Annotated in this window: 17 protein-coding genes and 1 pseudogene; 9 read left to right on the top strand and 9 right to left on the bottom strand. The window is 65.1% G+C overall.

Translation table 11 applies throughout. From position 1 onward, the window contains the following. Positions 1–77 precede the first annotated feature (77 nt). A pseudogene (locus FJV83_RS19700) lies at positions 78–464 on the bottom strand (LysR family transcriptional regulator); the annotation flags it as partial. Positions 465–602: 138 nt separating this feature from the next. Between FJV83_RS19700 and FJV83_RS19705 the strand changes: the two are divergent. The 3 genes from FJV83_RS19705 (at position 603) to FJV83_RS19715 (ending at position 2,845) form a co-directional block, all read left to right on the top strand. Beyond that, complete coding sequence (locus tag FJV83_RS19705) at positions 603–1,241, top strand: DsbA family protein (RefSeq protein WP_142884608.1); 639 nt, start codon at positions 603–605, stop codon at positions 1,239–1,241. 36 nt (positions 1,242–1,277) lie between these two features. Beyond that, positions 1,278–1,889, top strand: coding sequence for an NAD(P)-dependent oxidoreductase (locus tag FJV83_RS19710; RefSeq protein WP_095772382.1), 612 nt, complete (start codon positions 1,278–1,280; stop codon positions 1,887–1,889). 173 nt (positions 1,890–2,062) lie between these two features. After that, on the top strand, positions 2,063–2,845 hold the full coding sequence (locus FJV83_RS19715; RefSeq protein ID WP_142884607.1) for a DeoR/GlpR family DNA-binding transcription regulator: 783 nt from the start codon (positions 2,063–2,065) through the stop codon (positions 2,843–2,845). 17 nt (positions 2,846–2,862) lie between these two features. Here the strand turns inward: FJV83_RS19715 and FJV83_RS19720 are convergent, their stop codons facing one another. Then, complete coding sequence (locus FJV83_RS19720; protein WP_246691888.1) at positions 2,863–4,299, bottom strand: ROK family protein; 1,437 nt, start codon at positions 4,297–4,299, stop codon at positions 2,863–2,865. Between the two features lie 84 nt (positions 4,300–4,383). Continuing rightward, positions 4,384–5,292: a tagatose-bisphosphate aldolase gene (locus FJV83_RS19725; RefSeq protein WP_095790641.1), complete on the bottom strand. Its 909-nt coding sequence runs from the start codon at positions 5,290–5,292 to the stop codon at positions 4,384–4,386. A gap of 262 nt (positions 5,293–5,554) precedes the next feature. On the opposite strand from FJV83_RS19725, the gene FJV83_RS19730 reads away from it, so the two are divergent. The 4 genes from FJV83_RS19730 to FJV83_RS19745 all read left to right on the top strand — a co-directional run bounded on the left by FJV83_RS19730 (position 5,555) and on the right by FJV83_RS19745 (position 9,748). Next, a complete protein-coding gene (locus FJV83_RS19730) occupies positions 5,555–6,454 on the top strand; it encodes a sugar-binding domain-containing protein (protein ID WP_095772386.1) in 900 nt (299 codons plus the stop codon). Between the two features lie 411 nt (positions 6,455–6,865). Then, positions 6,866–7,843: an ABC transporter substrate-binding protein gene (locus FJV83_RS19735; protein ID WP_142884605.1), complete on the top strand. Its 978-nt coding sequence runs from the start codon at positions 6,866–6,868 to the stop codon at positions 7,841–7,843. 95 nt (positions 7,844–7,938) lie between these two features. Then, positions 7,939–9,000, top strand: coding sequence for a ribose ABC transporter (locus FJV83_RS19740; RefSeq protein ID WP_142884604.1), 1,062 nt, complete (start codon positions 7,939–7,941; stop codon positions 8,998–9,000). Then, positions 8,993–9,748, top strand: coding sequence for an ATP-binding cassette domain-containing protein (locus tag FJV83_RS19745; protein WP_095790639.1), 756 nt, complete (start codon positions 8,993–8,995; stop codon positions 9,746–9,748). Before FJV83_RS19740 ends, FJV83_RS19745 begins: the two co-directional genes overlap by 8 nt. Positions 9,749–9,898: 150 nt before the next feature. Here FJV83_RS19745 and FJV83_RS19750 read toward each other — a convergent pair whose 3' ends face one another. The 6 genes from FJV83_RS19750 to FJV83_RS19775 form a co-directional block, all read right to left on the bottom strand. After that, positions 9,899–10,405 carry an L-2-amino-thiazoline-4-carboxylic acid hydrolase gene (locus FJV83_RS19750; protein ID WP_142884603.1) on the bottom strand — a complete coding sequence of 169 codons (507 nt, stop codon included), beginning with the start codon at positions 10,403–10,405 and terminating at the stop codon, positions 9,899–9,901. Then, on the bottom strand, positions 10,402–11,187 hold the full coding sequence (locus FJV83_RS19755) for an ATP-binding cassette domain-containing protein (protein WP_142884602.1): 786 nt from the start codon (positions 11,185–11,187) through the stop codon (positions 10,402–10,404). The genes FJV83_RS19750 and FJV83_RS19755 overlap by 4 nt, the downstream gene beginning before the upstream one ends. Further along, positions 11,184–12,050: an ABC transporter ATP-binding protein gene (locus tag FJV83_RS19760; RefSeq protein ID WP_185973277.1), complete on the bottom strand. Its 867-nt coding sequence runs from the start codon at positions 12,048–12,050 to the stop codon at positions 11,184–11,186. The genes FJV83_RS19755 and FJV83_RS19760 overlap by 4 nt, the downstream gene beginning before the upstream one ends. Next, positions 12,047–12,877 (bottom strand): ABC transporter permease, encoded by an 831-nt coding sequence (locus FJV83_RS19765; protein ID WP_142884601.1) that lies wholly within the window; start codon positions 12,875–12,877, stop codon positions 12,047–12,049. The genes FJV83_RS19760 and FJV83_RS19765 overlap by 4 nt, the downstream gene beginning before the upstream one ends. Beyond that, positions 12,874–13,860 (bottom strand): ABC transporter permease, encoded by a 987-nt coding sequence (locus FJV83_RS19770; protein WP_095772394.1) that lies wholly within the window; start codon positions 13,858–13,860, stop codon positions 12,874–12,876. Before FJV83_RS19770 ends, FJV83_RS19765 begins: the two co-directional genes overlap by 4 nt. A gap of 250 nt (positions 13,861–14,110) precedes the next feature. After that, a complete protein-coding gene (locus tag FJV83_RS19775) occupies positions 14,111–15,721 on the bottom strand; it encodes an ABC transporter substrate-binding protein (protein WP_142884600.1) in 1,611 nt (536 codons plus the stop codon). A gap of 83 nt (positions 15,722–15,804) precedes the next feature. Between FJV83_RS19775 and FJV83_RS19780 the strand changes: the two genes are divergently transcribed. Further along, positions 15,805–15,996 carry a hypothetical protein gene (locus FJV83_RS19780; RefSeq protein ID WP_142884599.1) on the top strand — a complete coding sequence of 64 codons (192 nt, stop codon included), beginning with the start codon at positions 15,805–15,807 and terminating at the stop codon, positions 15,994–15,996. A 92-nt stretch (positions 15,997–16,088) separates the two neighbouring features. Further along, positions 16,089–17,279: a Xaa-Pro peptidase family protein gene (locus tag FJV83_RS19785; protein WP_095772397.1), complete on the top strand. Its 1,191-nt coding sequence runs from the start codon at positions 16,089–16,091 to the stop codon at positions 17,277–17,279. The last annotated feature ends 20 nt before the right edge of the window (positions 17,280–17,299 follow it).

Here is a 17,299-nt window from a genome sequence, read left to right on the forward strand (position 1 = left end):
TTGAACGCTTCATTCGTCCGTCTCCTCGATCAGACGGACTCTACCAAAAACTGGAGGAGATTCAGGGTCTCAGGTCAGATCGCTTCGACGCGCATTTGCGGATAGGCCTTCAGATATGCCGCCATGACCGGCGCCACCACTCTGGTGCCGTAGTCGAGCGGCGCGGTCAGCTTCAGAGTTCCGCTCGGCTCGACCGCGCCGTGCGAGATCTCGCCATAGGCCGCCTCCGCCTCGCGCAGGATGATCATCGCGCGATCATAAAAGAGGCGACCGTCTTCCGTCGGGGTGACGCGTCGTGTCGTGCGCTGCAGCAGCGTTGCGCCCAGTTCCTCCTCGAGCCTCCCGACCTGATGGCTGACCACGGCCTTGGCGACGCCAAGCCGGTCCGCGGCTGATGTGAACGAGCCGGTTTCCATCACGGTGGTGAAGTAGACGAGCCGATTGAGGTTCAGAAGGTCGGCCATGGCGACTGCTTTTGTCTGATCTGATCGGACAGTTTGTATTATTGGGTGGCATTTATCGCAAGGCCTCCGTCTGCCACATACGGCCAAGACTTTTGGCGGCTCGTCAGCCGACAATCCGTACCGAGGATGGCAGCGATCGTGAGCAATTCAGATGTAACTTACCTTTTCGATCCGCTCTGCGGCTGGTGTTACGGCGCCACGCCGATGCTGGACAGGCTCTTGGCCAGCGGCTCGCGCATCGAGCTGCTGCCGACCGGCCTGTTCTCCGGTGCCGGGGCGCGGCCGATGGATGAAGGCTTTGCCGCCCATGCCTGGGCGAATGACCAGCGCATCGAGCGTCTGACCGGACAGAAGTTCACGCAGGCGTACCGAAACAATGTCCTCAATATTCGTGGCACCTTGCTCGACTCGCATGCCGCCACGCTCGGCATCAGCGCTGCCGGCCTTGAGGACCCCAACCGTCGGCTGCGCGCTCTGAAGGCTATCCAGCGTGCGCGTTATGTCGATGGCAGGGATACCGTAACTGTCGGAGGCGTGGCCGCAGTGCTCGCCGATGCCGGCATGGCCGGTCCCGCGGCAATGTTGAAGGCGCCGACGGAAACCTTGCTGACGGCTCACGGCGAGCTGGTTGGCCGCGGCCGCACGCTGTTCCAGCGCCTGGACGCCAATGGCGTGCCTTCCCTCGCAATTATCCGCAACGATGCACCGCGCCTCATCGGCTCGAACGCGCTGTTCGGCAGCTTCGACAATCTCGTCGCCCATATCGCGGCGGCGTGATCCCCCAACTGACCCCAACAAGGACTGGAAAAGGACATGTCAAAAGTCGCTCTCATCGGTGCATCAGGCGCCGTCGGTTCGCGCCTGCTCAAGGAACTCTCCGACCGTGGCCATACGGTCACCGGTATTGCCCGCAACCCCGAAAAGATTGCCGCGCTGCCCGGCGTGACTGCGAGGAAGGGCGATGTCTTCGACAGGCAAGGTCTCGCCGACCTGATCCGTGGCCATGATTTGGTGATCAGCGCAGTGCATTTCCTGGACAGCGATTCCGACACGCTGATTGCCGCAGTGCGGGCTTCCGGCGTGAAGCGCTACCTCATCGTCGGCGGCGCCGGCAGCCTTGAGGTCGCGCCCGGTAAAAGGCTGGTCGACACCCCCGAATTCCCCGCCATCTACAAGGCCGAGGCACAGAAGGGCGCCGACTTCCTCGACAGGCTGAAAGCCGTCGGCGACCTCGATTGGACGTTCCTGTCGCCCTCCGCCATGTTCGTCCCGGGCGAGCGCACCGGCAAATTCCGCCTGGGCAAGGACACGCTACTGGCCTCCGACAAGGGCAGCAGCATCTCCTTCGAGGACTACGCCATCGTCATGGTCGACGAGATCGAGAAGCCTGCCCACATCAGGCAGCGTTTTACCGTCGGCTATTGATCAACCGGCGGCGGCCGTGTCTCGATCGAGGCCGGCCGACGCCAGCCGCATCAGGGCCAGCCGGCATCCCCGCTTCAATCGTTCGAATCAAGGCAGCCCAGCCGGGTCTTGCGAGACTCCTTCCCCACCAGCGTCGGCATGGATAATACTGTCGGCTTCGCGGAGGGCAGATCATGGAACAGAGCCGGCTGTCGAAGAAGGAGCGGCATGAGCTCATCCTGTCGGAAGTGCGCCGCTCGGCCTCGATCCGTGTTTCCAGGCTCGCTTTGCGCCTGGGTGTCGCCGGCGAAACGATCCGGCGCGACCTTATCGAGCTTGGCGATGCGGGGTTGCTCAACCGAACCTATGGCGGCGCGACGATCTCGCTGGTGACATCCGAGCCGGTGATCGCCGAGCGTAGCCAGACCATGATCGAGGAGCGGGCGCGGATCGGGCGCGGCGCGGCCGGACTGGTCGAGAAAGGCCATATCGTGATGATCGATGGCGGCTCGACGACCTATGAGGTGGCGCGCAGTCTCTCGCAGCTGAAGCGGGAGCTGACCATCGTCACCAACTCCATCGGCGTGGCCTCGGTGGCCGGCGCCAATCCGAGCTTTCGGGTTATCCTGTGCCCCGGCACCTATGACAGCCGAGAAGCCAGCGTGGTCGGTGAGGATACCGTGGAATTCGTCAGGCGCTACAATGCCGACATTGCCATCATCGGCGCGTCGAGCCTGTCCGCGGAAGGGCCTAGCGACATGATCTCGGGAGCGGCGGCGGTCAAGCGGGCCATGATCTCTCGCGCGCTGTCCACAGCGCTTGTGGTGACCAACGACAAGTTCGGCCGCAACAGCCTCGAACGGATCTGCGCGCTCAGCGCGCTTTCCGACATCGTCACGGATCGTGCACCGCAACCGGCACTACGCGCGGTCATCGAAGCGGCCGGAACGGAACTTCACGTCTGTAGCGGCGACTGAACGGGTCTTCCGACTGTCTATGCGCCGCCGGCCATCGTCGCCCGCAACCAGGCCGTGATGGCATCGAAGTCGATGAGCTTCGTCGTGTCGACGTCGAAGAGCGGTCCGCGCCGCAGCGGTTCGGCGCGCTTGGCGAGCTCGATCAGTTCGGGAACATAGGCGGCACCGGGATGGCCGGCGGGGCGCTGGTCGAGGCGGGCGCCATAGCGCTCGGCAAGGACCTCGCCGGGCGCGTGGCACCAGATTTCGAAAGTCTGCTCGACGCCGGCCTTTCGCAGATGATCCTCGAGGACCTCGCGCGGCTGGAAGCCGAACCAGGCATCGACGATGAAGGTGGTGCCGGCAGGCGCTTCGCCGACCACCGACCAGATCGCCTGGTAGCTGGCGCGGCCGAGCGTGCGGTTGAACAGGCGGTCGCCGCCACCGAGCACTTCGAGAAAAGGGTTTTTGATCGTGTCGAGCGCCAGCAGCGGCCAGCCCATGCGATCAGCGATACCGCGCGAGACGCTGCTCTTGCCGCTGGCGGGGATGCCGTTGACGAGCACGGCGCGCCGCGAGCGGCTGGGCTGGGTCGAGGGCGACGTGTGCAACTCCCCCGCCAGCGCCTGGAGGCCGGCGCCGATCACCCCGGCGTCGTCGCCGAGTTGTGCCGGTTCGACCTGGCATTGATACCAGGGCGCCAGAGCCGGCGCGCGGCCGAGTGCTGCGTGGGCCGCCCGGCCAAGCCCGCCGCCAAGCAGCACCAGGTCGGGAGCGAGCATGGCAACGGCAGTGTCGATGGCGGCCCGCAGCGGTTTCACCCAGGCGTCCAGTATGCCGCGCGCCTGGATATCGCCGGCCGTATCGCGGGCAAAGAGTTGATCGACTGAAATGTCGGCGTCGAGGCCGGCGCGCGCAATGTGACGGCCGAGCGCGGTGCCCGAACTGGTGGTTTCGACGCAGCCGCGCCGGCCGCAGGCGCAGACCTCGCCATTGACGTCGACGGTGATGTGGCCGAGCTGACCCGCCGTTGCCGAACCTCGCGTAATCCGCCGATCCTGGGCGACGGCGCCGCCAATGCCGGTGCCGATGGTGAACATGACGATGTTGCCATGGCCGCGCCCGGCGCCGAGCGCCATCTCGGCGGCCAGCGCCATGTTGCAGTCATTGTCGATGACGACAGGCTTGCCTGTCATGTCTTCCAGGCGCTGGGCGAGCGCAACCGAGGCGAGGTTGACATAGCCGCCAGACAACACCGCGCCGCGCCGCGCATCGACGCGGCCCGGCACGCCGACACCGATGGCCTTCACATCCGGCGTGTCGAGAAGGCGCACCATGTCGGCGATGCGGCCGACCACCAGCTCCGGGTCGGGCGCGCTCTTTTCGGAAACACGCTTGAGGATTTCACCGGTACCGGAAATGCGGGCGGCACGCAGATTGGTGCCGCCGATATCTATTCCTATGCTCTGAGGCATGGCGTCCCGCATCTGTTTTCGCGCAATTCCGGACGCAAAGCCGCTTCACACTTTCGCCGGAACAGCTCTCGTCCAACGCAGCTGTCAGGCAGCGGCTTTCTGCCGGTAGTGCCCGATCACGGCCTGGATTTCACGCAATCGCGGCACTGCGATGGTCTTAAGCCTTTCGCGCTGGATGTCACGGTCGAGCGAGATGCAATCCTTCCACAGCGAGCGGCCGGCGATGACGCCCGAGGCGCCATTCTGCATGGCGATCTCGACCTGGCCGAGAAAGGTCGCGTGGTTGACGCCGGCCGAAAGCACCGCCCAGGGCACGTCGCCGGCCATTTTGGTGATGTTGGCGCAGGCTTGCGGCGTCCCGGGGTAGGGAAGCTTCAGCACCTTGGCGCCACACTCCAGCGAAATCCTGGTGCCTTCCTCGACAAGCCATGGCGTCTTGGCCGCATAGTCCTCGGGGCTTTCCCCGTCGAGCTGGTAGGTCAGGAACTCGACGACCAGCAGCAGGTCTTCCTGCCCGAAATCGGCGATGCACTGGCGCAGGATGGCGATGTTGTGCTCATTCGCCTCAGGCTTGTCGGCCCGCAGATACACCATGATCTTGCCGCCTGTGCCGCCGAGTGCGCGGACGCGGCGCGCGTCGATGCCGGGAACCAGGCGCGAAAGGCGGTAGCCTTCGGGAGAGATATCGAAACCGGAAGCGTCGAGGCCGATGAGCAGCGCCGTATCGCGGTTCAGGACGCCTTCGTCGACAATGCGCGGCACCGCGCAGAGCGGGTCGAGCAGCACGCAGGACGCCGCACTGGCGAGGTAGCGCGTGATGTCGGCCTTGGTGTCGCCGAGCATGTCATTGGTGATCTTGGCCTGTTCGTCCGGGTCCGACGCCAGCAGGGTCCGCATGCCGCCGCGCTGGTCGCAGGCGATGGCCACCATGGCCCCGTCCTTGCCACATATCTGCTGATAGCCGCGCAGTTCCGCGGTGGTCATCTTGGTCATGGTCTCAATCCGATGTTGGCGCTCTCCAGACGAAGGGCGCGGATCCCGTGGAAACAACGATGTTCAGTTCTGGCCGGCAGTGAGCCGTGACGCGCCATCGCCTTCGAAGAAAGCGCCTCGCCGGGCTCGCGGCCCGCCGCACGTTGCGAGTTGGCTGGATTTGCGCGATAACTCCCGTCGGCCTATGTGTATGTAACACGTTGCTGAAAGGAATTGCAAGCTGTCTTCCCCTCCCATCCAGGATGCGACCGCATCGCGGACGATGCTGCATACGGTGGCCAAGCTGCATTATGTGGAGGAGATGTCGCAGGTCGATATCGCTCGCCGGCTCGGAGTGTCCACCGCGACGATTTCGCGCTTGCTGCAGCGGGCGCGGGCCGAGGGCATTGTCCGCATCGAGGTTCTCGACCTGGCAACGCCGGAGGACATCACCAGGCAACTGATCGATGGCTTGAAATTGCGCGATGCCGCTGTGGTCGAGACGCCGGCGGCGGGCACGCTGGCGGCGCTCGCGGCACCCCTTGGCGGGCTGCTCAGGCAGGCGCAGCTGGTGGCGGGCTCCGTCGTCGCCATCGGCTGGGGGCGCGCCGTGCGCGAGGTCATCCGGGCCGGACTGCCGCGCATGCCCGGCGTGCTGACCGTGGCCGCCACCGGCGGCATGCAGCAGCAGGCGGCGCATTTTCAGGTCAACGAATTCGTGCGGCTCGCCGCCGAGGAGTTCGGCGGCACCCCGCATTTCATCCATGCCCCCTATCTGCCTTCCAGCGAATTGCGAGAGGTCTTCCTGCGCGACACCGCCATCCGCGATGCCGTCGCTTTGTGGGAGAGGACCGATGTCGCGATCGTCGGCATCGGCCTGCCGCATGCCATCAACGCCCCCGAGGCGAGCGCCGCCACGCCGAGCGAGCAGGCGCTGGTTCATGCCGCCGGCGACGTGCTTCGCCATTACTTCGATGCCGAAGGCACGCTGATTGCCTGGGAAGGGGAGAGCCGGATGATCGCCATGTCGCCGGCGCAGTTGCGCGCGGTGCCGCTAGTCATTGGCCTCGCCGCGTCGCCGGAAAAGGCGACGGCGATTATCGCCGCCGTTCGCGCCGGTCTCATCAACACGTTGGTGACCGATACCAAGACGGCGCAGGCCATCCTCGCGGCGTTCGCTTAACGAATAATCCAGGCAGGACGCCGTCACGAAACCAGTTGTGCCGCCGAAAGCCGCGGGTGATAGTTGACCGGGGCTCTGCGGAGCAGTCGGATGTCGTTCGGTGTGAAAAGCCCGGCACTGCCAACTCGGAAAAACCGAGTTGCAATTTATTTCTGCAAAGTGTTACAAGTTCGAACGCCCGCCGGCAAGGCGAGGCGTGGGACACGGTTTGCCGGACCTCGCGGAGGCTAGGGAACGGGGCTGTGGCCCGGTGCGCCGGCGACTGACCGGCCGACATATCGACTGGAGGGCGCTTGGGAGGAGCTGCCCGCGAAAGGCAAACAGGCGTTCCCGGCCGTCGGCATCCGAACGGATGACGGCCATTCCAATGTCACTTGCAACGGCAGATCTGCCAACAATGAGGAGGATGTCATGAAAAAGATCGTTGCCGCGCTCGCGGCGCTCGCCGTCAGTGCCACGGTGCTGATCGCGCCCGCGCAGGCGCAGGACAAAAAATACACCATTGCGCTCATTCCGGGCCTGACCACGGACGGCTTCTACATCACCATGCGCAAGGGCGCCCAGGCGGCGGCCGACGCGCTTGGCGTCAATCTGGTCTTCCAGGGTGCGCCGGACTTCAACCCCGTCACCCAGGTGCCGGTGCTCGACGCGGTCATCGCCAAGAAGCCGGATGCGATCCTGATCGCGCCGACCGACAAGGTTCAGCTGGTCGAGCCGCTGCGCAAGGCCAATGACGCCGGCGTTCCGGTCATCACCGTCGACACTTTCATCGGCAGCGGGGTCTACCAGACCGGCGCCGGCGATGCCGATTTCCCGCTGTCCTACATCGCGTCGGACAATGTGCTGGGCGGCGAGATCGCGGCGCGGGCTTTGGCCTCGTCCATTGGCGACAAGGGCAAGGTCTACGTCTCGAACGTCAAGCCCGGCATCTCGACCACCGACCAGCGTGAAGAAGGCTTCAAGAAGGAGATGGCCAAGCATCCGGGCATCACCGTGCTGGAAACCCAGTTCAATGATGACGACGCCAACAAGGCGGCTTCGCAGTTGCAGGCGGTGTTCGCGCGCAATCCCGACCTGGTCGGCGTCTTCGGCGCCAATCTGTTCTCGGCGCTGGGTGCCGCCAACGGCGTCAAGCAGGCGGGACAGACCGGCACGGTCAAGGTCGTCGCCTTCGATGCGCCGACCAGCATCGTCGACAACATCAACACCGGCCTGGTCGACGTGGCGATCGCCCAGCATCCAGCCGAGATCGGCTATTACGGCGTCGTCTCGGCCTATGCCCACCTGACCGGCCATTCGATCCCGGTCACCATCGGCACCGGCTTCACGATCATGGACAAGTCCAACATCGCGGACCCGAACATCTCGAAGTATCTCTACTCCGAGTAAGTCCAGCACAGTCTGGCTCTTCCCGGCCCGCCGGGAGGAGCCTGCACCGGGTCCCTCGCCAATCGAGACCTGTTTGAAGGCGCCGCGGAGTATCCATGACCTCGACATCACCAGCCCAGCCTGCCGAGAAGCATGTCGCCCCTCAGGCCGACCATGGCGATCCGGCCCGAAGCCTGGTCGCACGCATCGCCGAAGGCCGCGCCTGGCTGTTCCTGGCCGGACTGCTCATCTGTTTCGAGGTCTGGTCGCGGCTCGCCTTCGGCGCGACCTTCGTCCTCAACCCGTTCAACCTGCAGTCCATCGCCATCTTCGCCGTGGCGCCGCTGCTGCTGGCGACCGGCCAGACCTTCGTCATCATTTCCGGCGGCATCGATCTGTCGCTCGGCTTCATCATGGGGCTGGCCGCCGTCATCGCCGCGCATGCCACCAATATAGCGGGCGCCACCATTCCCCTGCCGCTGGCCATGCTGGCCGGTATCCTTGCCTCGGTGATCGTCGCCAGCGTGCCGGGCGTCATCAACGGCCTGCTGATCTCGCGGCTCAAGGTGCCGCCTTTCATCGGCACGCTCGGCATGTTCGGCGTCGCGCGCGGCGCCGCCTTCCTGCTTGCCGGCGGCACCACCGTGCCGGTGCAGAACTCCTGGTTCGCGTTGCTCGGCAACGGCAAGTTCTATGGCATCCCTTATCTGGTGCTGATCACCGCCATCTTCGTCATCGTCATGCACTACCTGCTCAGCCAGACCCGCTTCGGCCAGCACAATTACGCCATCGGCGCCAATGTGCAGGCGGCGCGGCGGGCCGGCATCGACATCAGGGGCCACATATTGCGGCTCTATGTGCTGTCGGCGATGTGCGCCGGCCTTGGCGGCGCGCTCTATGCCGCGCGCTTCACGGCGGGCGCCGCACAGGCCGGCGAACCCCTGCTGCTCGACAGCGTCGCGGCGGTGGTGATCGGCGGCGCCAGCCTGTTCGGCGGCTCCGGCACCATCTTCGGCACCGTCGCCGGGGCGCTGGTGATCGCGGTCATCCAGTACGGGCTGGTCTTCGTCAATGTCGAGCCGTTCTGGCAGTTCATCGCCGTCGGCGTCGTCATCATCATTTCCGTCCTTATCGACCAGGCGCAGCGCCGGTTCAGTGGAGCCCGTCAGGATGAATAGCACCAACCAGAACACGCCCCTGCTGGAAGTCCGCAACCTGTCGAAGCACTTCGGCGCCGTGCGTGCGCTCAACGACTTCTCCATGGCCGTGCGGCCGGGCGAAGTGGTGGCGCTGGCCGGTGACAACGGTGCCGGCAAGACGACGCTGATCAAGGCGATATCGGGGGTGTTTCAGCCGACGGGTGGCGAGATACTGCTGCGGGGTCAGCCGGTGGCGTTCGCGACGCCGCAAGAGGCGCGCGAAAAGGGCATCGAGACGATCTACCAGGATCTGGCGCTCGCCGACAATCTGTCGATCGGCGCCAACATCTTCCTTGGCCGCGAACCGATGCGCAAGGCGTTCGGCTTCCTGCCGGTGCTCGACCGCAAGGCGATGGCCGAAGCGGCCAAGGCAACGATGGGGCGGCTGGACTTCCATGTCAGCCGGCTCGAGGCTCCGGTCAGCAATTTCTCGGGCGGCCAGCGCCAGGCCGTCGCCATCGGCCGCGCCGTCTACTGGGATGCGCAGATCCTGATCATGGACGAACCGACCGCCGCGCTTGGCGTGCCGGAGCAGCGCAAGGTGATCTCGCTGATCCACCAGCTCAAGGCGCAAGGGCGCGGCGTGATCTTCATCTCGCACAATCTGCAGGACATCTTTGCGGTGTCGGACCGCATCGTCGTGCTGCGGCGCGGCGTTCAGGCCGGCGAGCGCAAGATTTCGGAGACCAACCATGATGAGGTCGTCAAGCTGATGGTCGGCGGTTAGGTGCATTGATATTCAGGTGATGCCGGTCTGCAAGGTGGTTTCCTGCGCTTCCGGCCTTCGCCGGCCGAAGCACTCGTGAACGGCGTGGCAGCTAAGGCTACGGCTGGGCGTAGGCCGGTGCTCACCTATCTCAACACACCTTAGAACTGCTTAGCCGGCATCGCGATTGGTCAGCGTGATGTGGCAGCAGCCGGAGCCGTGACCGGGCGTCCAGGTGACATTGTCGAAGCGCACGCCGGTCGCCTCGAACAGGCCGCGGTCGAAGGCGCCGGCGATGCGGCAGAGCGTGGCGAGCCTTTCGTCGCCAACGCCGGCCTCGACCCAGGCGTCTTTCAGCGGGCAGCATTTGACCTTGAAGGCGATGCGGTCGTCGCCGCGTTCGACATCGGTCGGATACAGCAGGCCGCCATCCGGGCTGACCGCCAGGAAGGCTTCGCCGATGGCGCGTGCATCGTTGGCGCCGAAGCTGGCGAAGGCAGCCGCCGCCACTTCCTTGCCGCGCTGCTCGATAGCGTGGATCATGATCGCCTCCGCCCTGTCAGACCCCAGCTCTCCGGTCAGTTCTTCGAGGAACAGTCGGTAGAGATCGGCGCGGTTGCGGAAGGCGGAATCGAGTTCACGCGACAGCTTTTCAGCTCTGGCTTCGGGAGCGGTCATGATGCGTCCTGTGTGGTTGCTTTGAGCCTTGGTGCTGCCGCCACCAACGCCTTGCCGATGGCCGATTGCGGGGCGTCGATGACGGCGCGGGCATCGCCGCTCTCGGCGATCCGTCCGGCATCGAGAAGGATGACGCGGTGGGCGACGGCGCGCACGACGCCGAGATCATGGGAAATGAAGAGATAGGCGATCCGTTCCTTCCTTTGCAGGTCCAGCAAAAGGTCGAGGATCTGGCCGCGCACCGAGACGTCGAGTGCCGAGACTGCCTCGTCGAGCACGATCAGCGATGGTCTTGTGGCAATGGCGCGGGCGATGGCGACGCGCTGCCGCTGGCCGCCGGAGATTTCATGGATGGCACGGGGCGCGAGATCGGCCGCCAGCCCGACACGCTCGAGCAAGGCGGCGATGCGGCGCGGCCGCTCGATGCGGGAGGCGATGCCGTGGATGCGCAAGGGATCATCGAGGACACGCGCCACGGTGGCGCGTGGGTTGAAGGCTGCAAGCGGATCCTGGAACACCATTTGCAGATGCGCGCGGCGCGCTCTGAGCGTTGCGCCGCGCAAGGCCAGGAAGTCGTCGCTCTCGAATTCAATGGCGCCAGCGTCCGGCTCGATCAGGCGCAGCACCAGCCGGGCGATCGTCGACTTGCCGCTGCCGGAAGGGCCGGCCAGCGCCAGTGTTTCGCCGGGTTCGATGTGAAAAGAGATGTCGTCGACCGCGATGACGGTCTTGCCGCAGCGACGGTAGCGTTTGGTGAGGCTGGACACGGCGAGCAGGCTCATGCGGACAGCCCGGCTCGGTTCAGCAGCGGTGCGGCGTCGAGGCCGATATGGGCGTCGAGCAAGGTGCGGGTGTAGGCTTGAGTTGGCGCGTCGACAATCCGTGCCGTCGTGCCGAGTTCGACGAGTTGGCCATGGCGGAACACGGCAACGCGCTCGGCGAGTTCGGCCGCCAGCGCAATGTCATGGCTGATGAACAGCAGCGTCATGCCGTCTTCAGCCACCAGATGGCGGATCAAGGCGACGATCTCTGCCTGCACGATGGTGTCGAGCGCGCTGGTCGCCTCGTCGGCGATCAGCAGTTTCGACCCGGCCGCGATTGCCGCGGCAATCGCCACGCGCTGCTTCTGGCCGCCGGAGAGCTGGTGCGGGAAGGCGTGCAGGGCCGAATCCGGGCCGGGCAGGCGGACGCGTTCGAGCAGGGTTTTGGCCTTGGCGTATGCCTGGGACCAGGTGAGGCCGAGATGGGTGCGGGCGACTTCGGCGATCTGTTTGCCGATGGTCATCACGGGATCGAGGCTCGCGGACGGGTCCTGGAAGACGAAACCGATGTCGCGGCCAGGGAGGGGAGGTTGGCTTGGTTTGGCGAAGGATTTTTGAGGGTTGCGCTCTACGAGGGGTGCCTTGGCACCCAACGTTGACGATGGGCGTGGGAACCAATCGATATGCCCCTCGATTCTGGCGCTCGCCGGCAGCAATCCCGCAATCGCCAGCGCCAGCGTGCTCTTGCCGGAGCCGCTTTCGCCGATGATGGCTAGGCGCTCGCCAGCCACGATGTCGAGGCTGATGTTCTTCAGCGCCGCCACAACGTTGCCGTCGCGGCGATAGGTCACCGTCAGGTCGCGAATCGAAGCGAGCGCGCTCACGACAGACCTCTCCTGACCGCTGTCGTCTCGACAATGCCTTCACCGGCGAGATAGACGCCGAGCACTGTCAGCACCAGCGCAATACCTGGCATGATCGACAGGAAGGGCGCGGTGCGCAGCACGGCGCGGCCCTCGGCGATCATCCCGCCCCAGGTGACACGGTTAGGGTCGCCGAGGCCGAGGAAGGATAGCGCCGCCTCGGTTAGGATGGCGGCTGCGACGATCACCGAGGACATTGCCAGCACTGGCGGCAGGGCGTTGGGCAACACCTCGCGAAAGGCGATTTCGAGCGGATGCATGCCGATGGCACGCGCGCTGGCGACATAGTCGCGTTCGCGAATGGAAAGGACTTCCGCGCGGGCGATACGGGCCGGGCCGGGCCAGGTGCCGAGCGCGATGGCGATCACGACGATGCCGAGCGATGGGCCAACGACGCTGACGAAGGCCAGCGCCAGCAGGAAGCTCGGCACGGTCTGGAAGGCATCAGTGATGCGCATCAGCACCTCGTCGACGAGGCCGCCGGCAAAGCCGGCAAGCGTGCCGACCGCCGAGCCGATGGCAAGTGCCGCCGCGGCAGCCACAAGGCCGACAGCGAGCGAGGTGCGGGCGCCGTGAAAGAGTTCGGCCAGCACGTCGCGGCCGAGCCGATCGGTGCCGAGCGGCAGCGACCAGTCCTGGAAGGGCGGCAGCAGCGCCGGGCCGGCGATGGCTTGAGGATCGCCGGGAAACAGCAGCGGTGCGATGAGCGCCATCGCAATCAGTGCGGCCAGCAGGATGGCGCCGGCGACCGCCTCGGGCGTGCGCAGGAAACGGCGGATCGGACTCATGCGCCGGCCTCGCCGGCGCCGACGCGCGGATCGAGGAAGGCATAGGCGATGTCGACCAGCAGGTTGATGACGACGACCAGGACGGCGCTGGTGAGGATGATGCCGAGCAGCAGGGGCGTGTCGCGCGAAGCCACCGCTTCCTGTGCCAGCCGGCCGAGACCCGGTACGGAAAAGACGCTCTCGATGACGACGCTGCCGCCCAGCATCTGCGCCGACTGCAGGCCGAGCATGGTGATGAGCGGCAGCAGCGCATTGCGGGCGACGTGGGCGAGCACGACGCGGCGGCGCGACAGTCCCCTGGCGCGGGCGGCGAGGACAAAATCCTGCCGCCAGGCTTCGGCCATCCCGGCGCGCATCATGCGCAGATAGAGCGCGAGGTAGATGAAGCCGAGTGCGGCCACCGGCAGGATGAGATGGATGGCGATGTCGGAGGCGCGGTCGAGGCCGGTCTTGTCCGAGGCGACCGTCTCGATGCCGCCGATCGGCAGCCAGCGCAGGTCGACGGCGAAGACGACGATCAGCACCAGGCCGAGCCAGAAACCCGGCACCGCATAGAGCGCCAACGAGCCGATCGACAGGACGCGGTCGCGGGCGCTGCCGGGCCTTGCGCCGGCATAGATGCCCAGCGCAGAGCCCAGCCCGAAGGACAGCGCGGTGGCGCTGACCATCAGCAGCAGTGTGTTGGGCAACCGTTCGAGGATCACGTCGCGGATCGGCCTGGAGAAGGTCACCGACTGGCCGAGATCGAGATGCAGCAGCGCCCAGAGATAATTGGCGAGCCGCGTCAGTTCCGATTGGTCGAGGCCCCAGCGATGGCGCAGCAATTCGATCATGCCGGCGTCGCCGCCGGTCGAGACGATGTAGGCGTCAACGGCATCGCCGGGGGCTGCTTCGAGCAGCAGGAACGTGCCGATGACGACGATCAGCAGCACGAAGACGCTGCCGACGAGACGGCGGCGGAGAAGGATGAGGGCGCGGGTCACGTTGGCTTACCCTCCCCCTTATGGGGAGGGTCGATCCGCGAAGCAGAGCGGGGTGGGGTCTTCAGGTTCGCGCCAGTACCCCCACCCCGCCGACTGGCTGCCGCTTCGCAGCATCCACTCGTCGACCCTCCCCACAAGGGGGAGGGTAAGGCGGGTGCTTTCCGGCAGGACAAGAGGGAGCGTGAGGGAACTCTCATCGCCGATGATGAGCACTCACTCAAACGATGCGCAAGCATCCGCGATGATACCGCTAGTCCGCCAGATACGTGTCCGCCCAGTTCGAGACCGCCCAGCGCGGATTGTTGGCAATATTGCCGACCGTGTCTCGCGCGACGCTGATGAAACTCCATTCAGCAACGTTGATCAGCGGCAGGTCGGCGGCCACCTCTTTCTGGAACTCCTTGTAGAGGTCCGTGCGGGCCGTCGTGTCGAGCGTTTCCGAGGCCTTGGCGATCAGCGCGTCGAGAGCGTCGTTCTTGTAGCCGCCCTGGTTGGAGAACGGCACGCCGTCGGGAATGCCGCTCTGGACCAGGATGGTGGTCGAGATCGCCGGGTCGCCACGGAACACCGGCGGGCCGACGGCGAGGTCGAAGGCGTGGTCGGTGTAGACGGCCTTGATATGCGCGGCGGAGTCGTTGTTGACCAGCTGCGCGTCGATGCCGACGGCCGCGAGCGCCTGACGCAGATAGTCGCCGAACTGCTTGGTCTCGTTGAAATAGGGCGCGGGCAAAAGTTTGAGCGAGAAGCGGTTGCCGTCAGCGCCCTTCTTGTAGCCGGCCTCGTCGAGCAGCGCGTTGGCCTTGGCGACGTCGAAGGCATAGGTCGGGACATCGGCGGTGTAGAATTGCGGATCGTTCTTCGGCACCGGGCCGGTGGCGGTCGCGGCATAGCCGAGGAATACCGTCTTGACGACGAAGTCCTTGTCGATGGCGTGCGCGATCGCCTGGCGCACTTTCAAATCGGCCAATTCCTTGCGGCGATGGTTGATCTCGACGACGAGCTGGTAGGTCAGCCCCTCATAGCCTTTGGTGATCACCTTCAGGCCGGGCACCTTGGAGATGCGGTCGAGGTCGGCCAGCGGCACGGCGGAGAAGGCGGCGAGCTGGATCTCCTCGGCTTCCAGCGCGCTGGCGGCCGAGGTGCGGTCGGGCAGCACCTGGTAGATGATCTCGTCGAGATAGGGTTCGTCCTTGCCCCAGTAGTCGGTGTTCTTCGTCAGCCGGTAATACTGGCCGGCCTTGTACTCGCCGAACTTGAACGGGCCGGTGCCGATCGGCGCGGTGTTGGCCGGGTTGTCCTGGATCTTGCCGACCTCGTAGATGTGTTTCGGCACGACGCTGCTCAGCGCCGGCAGTGCGTTGCGGATCAGTTGGAACGGCGTCGGCTTGGCGAATTTGAACACCGCGGTGAGATCGTCAGGCGTCTCGACGCTGGCCAGATCCTTGAACACGGTGCGGCCGAGATTCTGCAGCGGTTTCCAGATCTGCAGCGCCGAGAAGGCGACATCGGCCGAGGTGAACGGCTTGCCGTCATGCCATTTGACGCCGTCGCGCAGCTTGAACGTCGCCGACAACCCGTCGGCGGCACCTTCCCAGCTCAGCGCCAGGCGTGGCGCGAGCCCGTCCTTGCCGTCGAAGGAGGCTTCGGCCAGCGTCTCGACGATCTTGCTGGAGATGAAGAAGACGCCGTTGGAGGCGACGATCGCCGGGTTGAGGTTGCGCGGCTCGGAATCGGCGGCGAGCACCAGGCGGCCGCCCTTTTTCGGTGTCTGCGCCCAGCCCGATGTCGGCATGGCCGTGGAGGTCAGCAGCATCGCCGAGCCGGCAAGCATCTTGCGTCTCGAAATCGTGAAACCTGACATGATCGAACTCCGTCCTCTCCGCGACCCGATCGGCGCGACAACACCCCTCGAATGCCGGCATCGGCATCCTTGCGGCGGCGATTATGAGCCTTGCCGAGGGTTTCGCCAGAGACGGAATTGGCGCATCCTTGCTTGGCTTTGAAATTTTCGTCCGCTGGACCAGTTCAAGAGAACGGGTTCAATTCGATCTATCTGGTAGGACCAGTTTTGGCGAATACGCGACGGATGACGAGTTGGTGACCGTTTCGCTGCGCCGCTGGCGTATTTCTGGCTAGACCAGAGCGGGCAAAATGGTGCAGATATGATCCACAGCCAGAGGATTGGCAGCGGAACAGCGTCGATCCCAGGCAAATTCAGGGAGAGAGAGATGAACATTGCGCCGGGCAAGAATGCCGTCAGCAATATTCCGTTCGACCAGGCCAGGGTCGACCGGCTGATGGAGGAGGCCGGCATCGATGTGCTGCTCGCGACCTCCAAGCACAACACGCAATATCTGCTGGGCGGCTACAAATTCATCTTCTTCGCAGCCATGGATGCGATCGGCCACAGCCGTTACCTGCCGATCGTCGTGTACGAAAAAGGCGGACCGGATCACGCGGCCTATATCGGCAACCGCATGGAAGGCGGCGAGCACCAGAACAACCCGTTCTGGACACCGACGCTGCATGCCGCTTGCTGGGGCACGCTCGATGCCGCCAACCTAGCCGTCGAACATCTGCAAAAAATCGGCAAGGTTGCTGCGCGCATCGGCATCGAGCCCGGCTTCCTGCCGTCGGACGCCTACGCGCTGATCCGCAAGGCATTGCCGGAAGCGAAGCTGATCGACGCCACCGACATGCTGGAGCGCATGCGCGCCATCAAGACCGATGCGGAGCTGGAGAAGCTGCGCACGGCCTCCGAACTGATCACCGATTCCATGCTGGCAACCATCGCCTGGGCGCGCGAAGGCACGACCAAGGCCGAGATGATCGAACAGCTGCGGCGCGAGGAGACCAATCGCGGCGCGCATTTCGAATATTGCCTGCTGACGCTAGGCTCCAGCCACAACCGCGCCGCCTCGCCGCAGGCATGGAAGAAGGGCGAGGTGCTGTCGATCGATTCCGGCGGCAATTATCACGGCTATATCGGCGACCTCTGCCGCATGGGCATTCTGGGCGAGCCAGATGCCGAACTCGAGGACCTGCTGGCCGAGGTCGAAACCGTGCAGCAGGCGGCGTTCTCCAAGGTGAAAGCCGGCACGCTGGGCGGCGACATGATTTCTCACGCCGAGGGTGTGCTGAAGGCATCGAAGGTTGCGTCCTATACGGATTTCTTCGCCCATGGCATGGGGCTGATCACGCATGAAGCGCCGTTCCTGATGACCAACCACCCGGTGGCCTATGAAGGCACCTATGCGGCAAAGCCGCTGGAAAAGAACATGGTGCTGTCGGTCGAGACGACCATGCTTCATCCGACGCGCGGCTTCATCAAGCTGGAGGACACGCTAGCGGTGACAGACACCGGCTATGTGATGTTCGGCGACCGGGGTCGGGGGTGGAACAGGGGTGGGACCTTTTAAGACCAAGGCCGGCGCCCCTC

The organism is Mesorhizobium sp. WSM4307 (assembly GCF_007003945.1).
In the GTDB taxonomy this organism is placed as follows: Bacteria; Pseudomonadota; Alphaproteobacteria; order Rhizobiales; family Rhizobiaceae; genus Mesorhizobium.

What these genes read in the sequence shown, in the direction of transcription:
- FJV83_RS19780 (WP_142884599.1), top strand. Translation starts at nt 15,805, where the DNA reads ATGAGCCTTGCCGAGGGTTTCGCCAGAGACGGAATTGGCGCATCCTTG.
- FJV83_RS19720 (WP_246691888.1), bottom strand. Translation starts at nt 4,299, where the DNA reads ATGCCTCAGAGCATAGGAATAGATATCGGCGGCACCAATCTGCGTGCC.
- FJV83_RS19745 (WP_095790639.1), top strand. Translation starts at nt 8,993, where the DNA reads ATGAATAGCACCAACCAGAACACGCCCCTGCTGGAAGTCCGCAACCTG.
- FJV83_RS19715 (WP_142884607.1), top strand. Translation starts at nt 2,063, where the DNA reads ATGGAACAGAGCCGGCTGTCGAAGAAGGAGCGGCATGAGCTCATCCTG.
- FJV83_RS19730 (WP_095772386.1), top strand. Translation starts at nt 5,555, where the DNA reads ATGCTGCATACGGTGGCCAAGCTGCATTATGTGGAGGAGATGTCGCAG.
- FJV83_RS19710 (WP_095772382.1), top strand. Translation starts at nt 1,278, where the DNA reads ATGTCAAAAGTCGCTCTCATCGGTGCATCAGGCGCCGTCGGTTCGCGC.
- FJV83_RS19775 (WP_142884600.1), bottom strand. Translation starts at nt 15,721, where the DNA reads ATGTCAGGTTTCACGATTTCGAGACGCAAGATGCTTGCCGGCTCGGCG.
- FJV83_RS19750 (WP_142884603.1), bottom strand. Translation starts at nt 10,405, where the DNA reads ATGACCGCTCCCGAAGCCAGAGCTGAAAAGCTGTCGCGTGAACTCGAT.
- FJV83_RS19735 (WP_142884605.1), top strand. Translation starts at nt 6,866, where the DNA reads ATGAAAAAGATCGTTGCCGCGCTCGCGGCGCTCGCCGTCAGTGCCACG.
- FJV83_RS19740 (WP_142884604.1), top strand. Translation starts at nt 7,939, where the DNA reads ATGACCTCGACATCACCAGCCCAGCCTGCCGAGAAGCATGTCGCCCCT.
- FJV83_RS19755 (WP_142884602.1), bottom strand. Translation starts at nt 11,187, where the DNA reads ATGAGCCTGCTCGCCGTGTCCAGCCTCACCAAACGCTACCGTCGCTGC.
- FJV83_RS19725 (WP_095790641.1), bottom strand. Translation starts at nt 5,292, where the DNA reads ATGACCAAGATGACCACCGCGGAACTGCGCGGCTATCAGCAGATATGT.
- FJV83_RS19765 (WP_142884601.1), bottom strand. Translation starts at nt 12,877, where the DNA reads ATGAGTCCGATCCGCCGTTTCCTGCGCACGCCCGAGGCGGTCGCCGGC.
- FJV83_RS19785 (WP_095772397.1), top strand. Translation starts at nt 16,089, where the DNA reads ATGAACATTGCGCCGGGCAAGAATGCCGTCAGCAATATTCCGTTCGAC.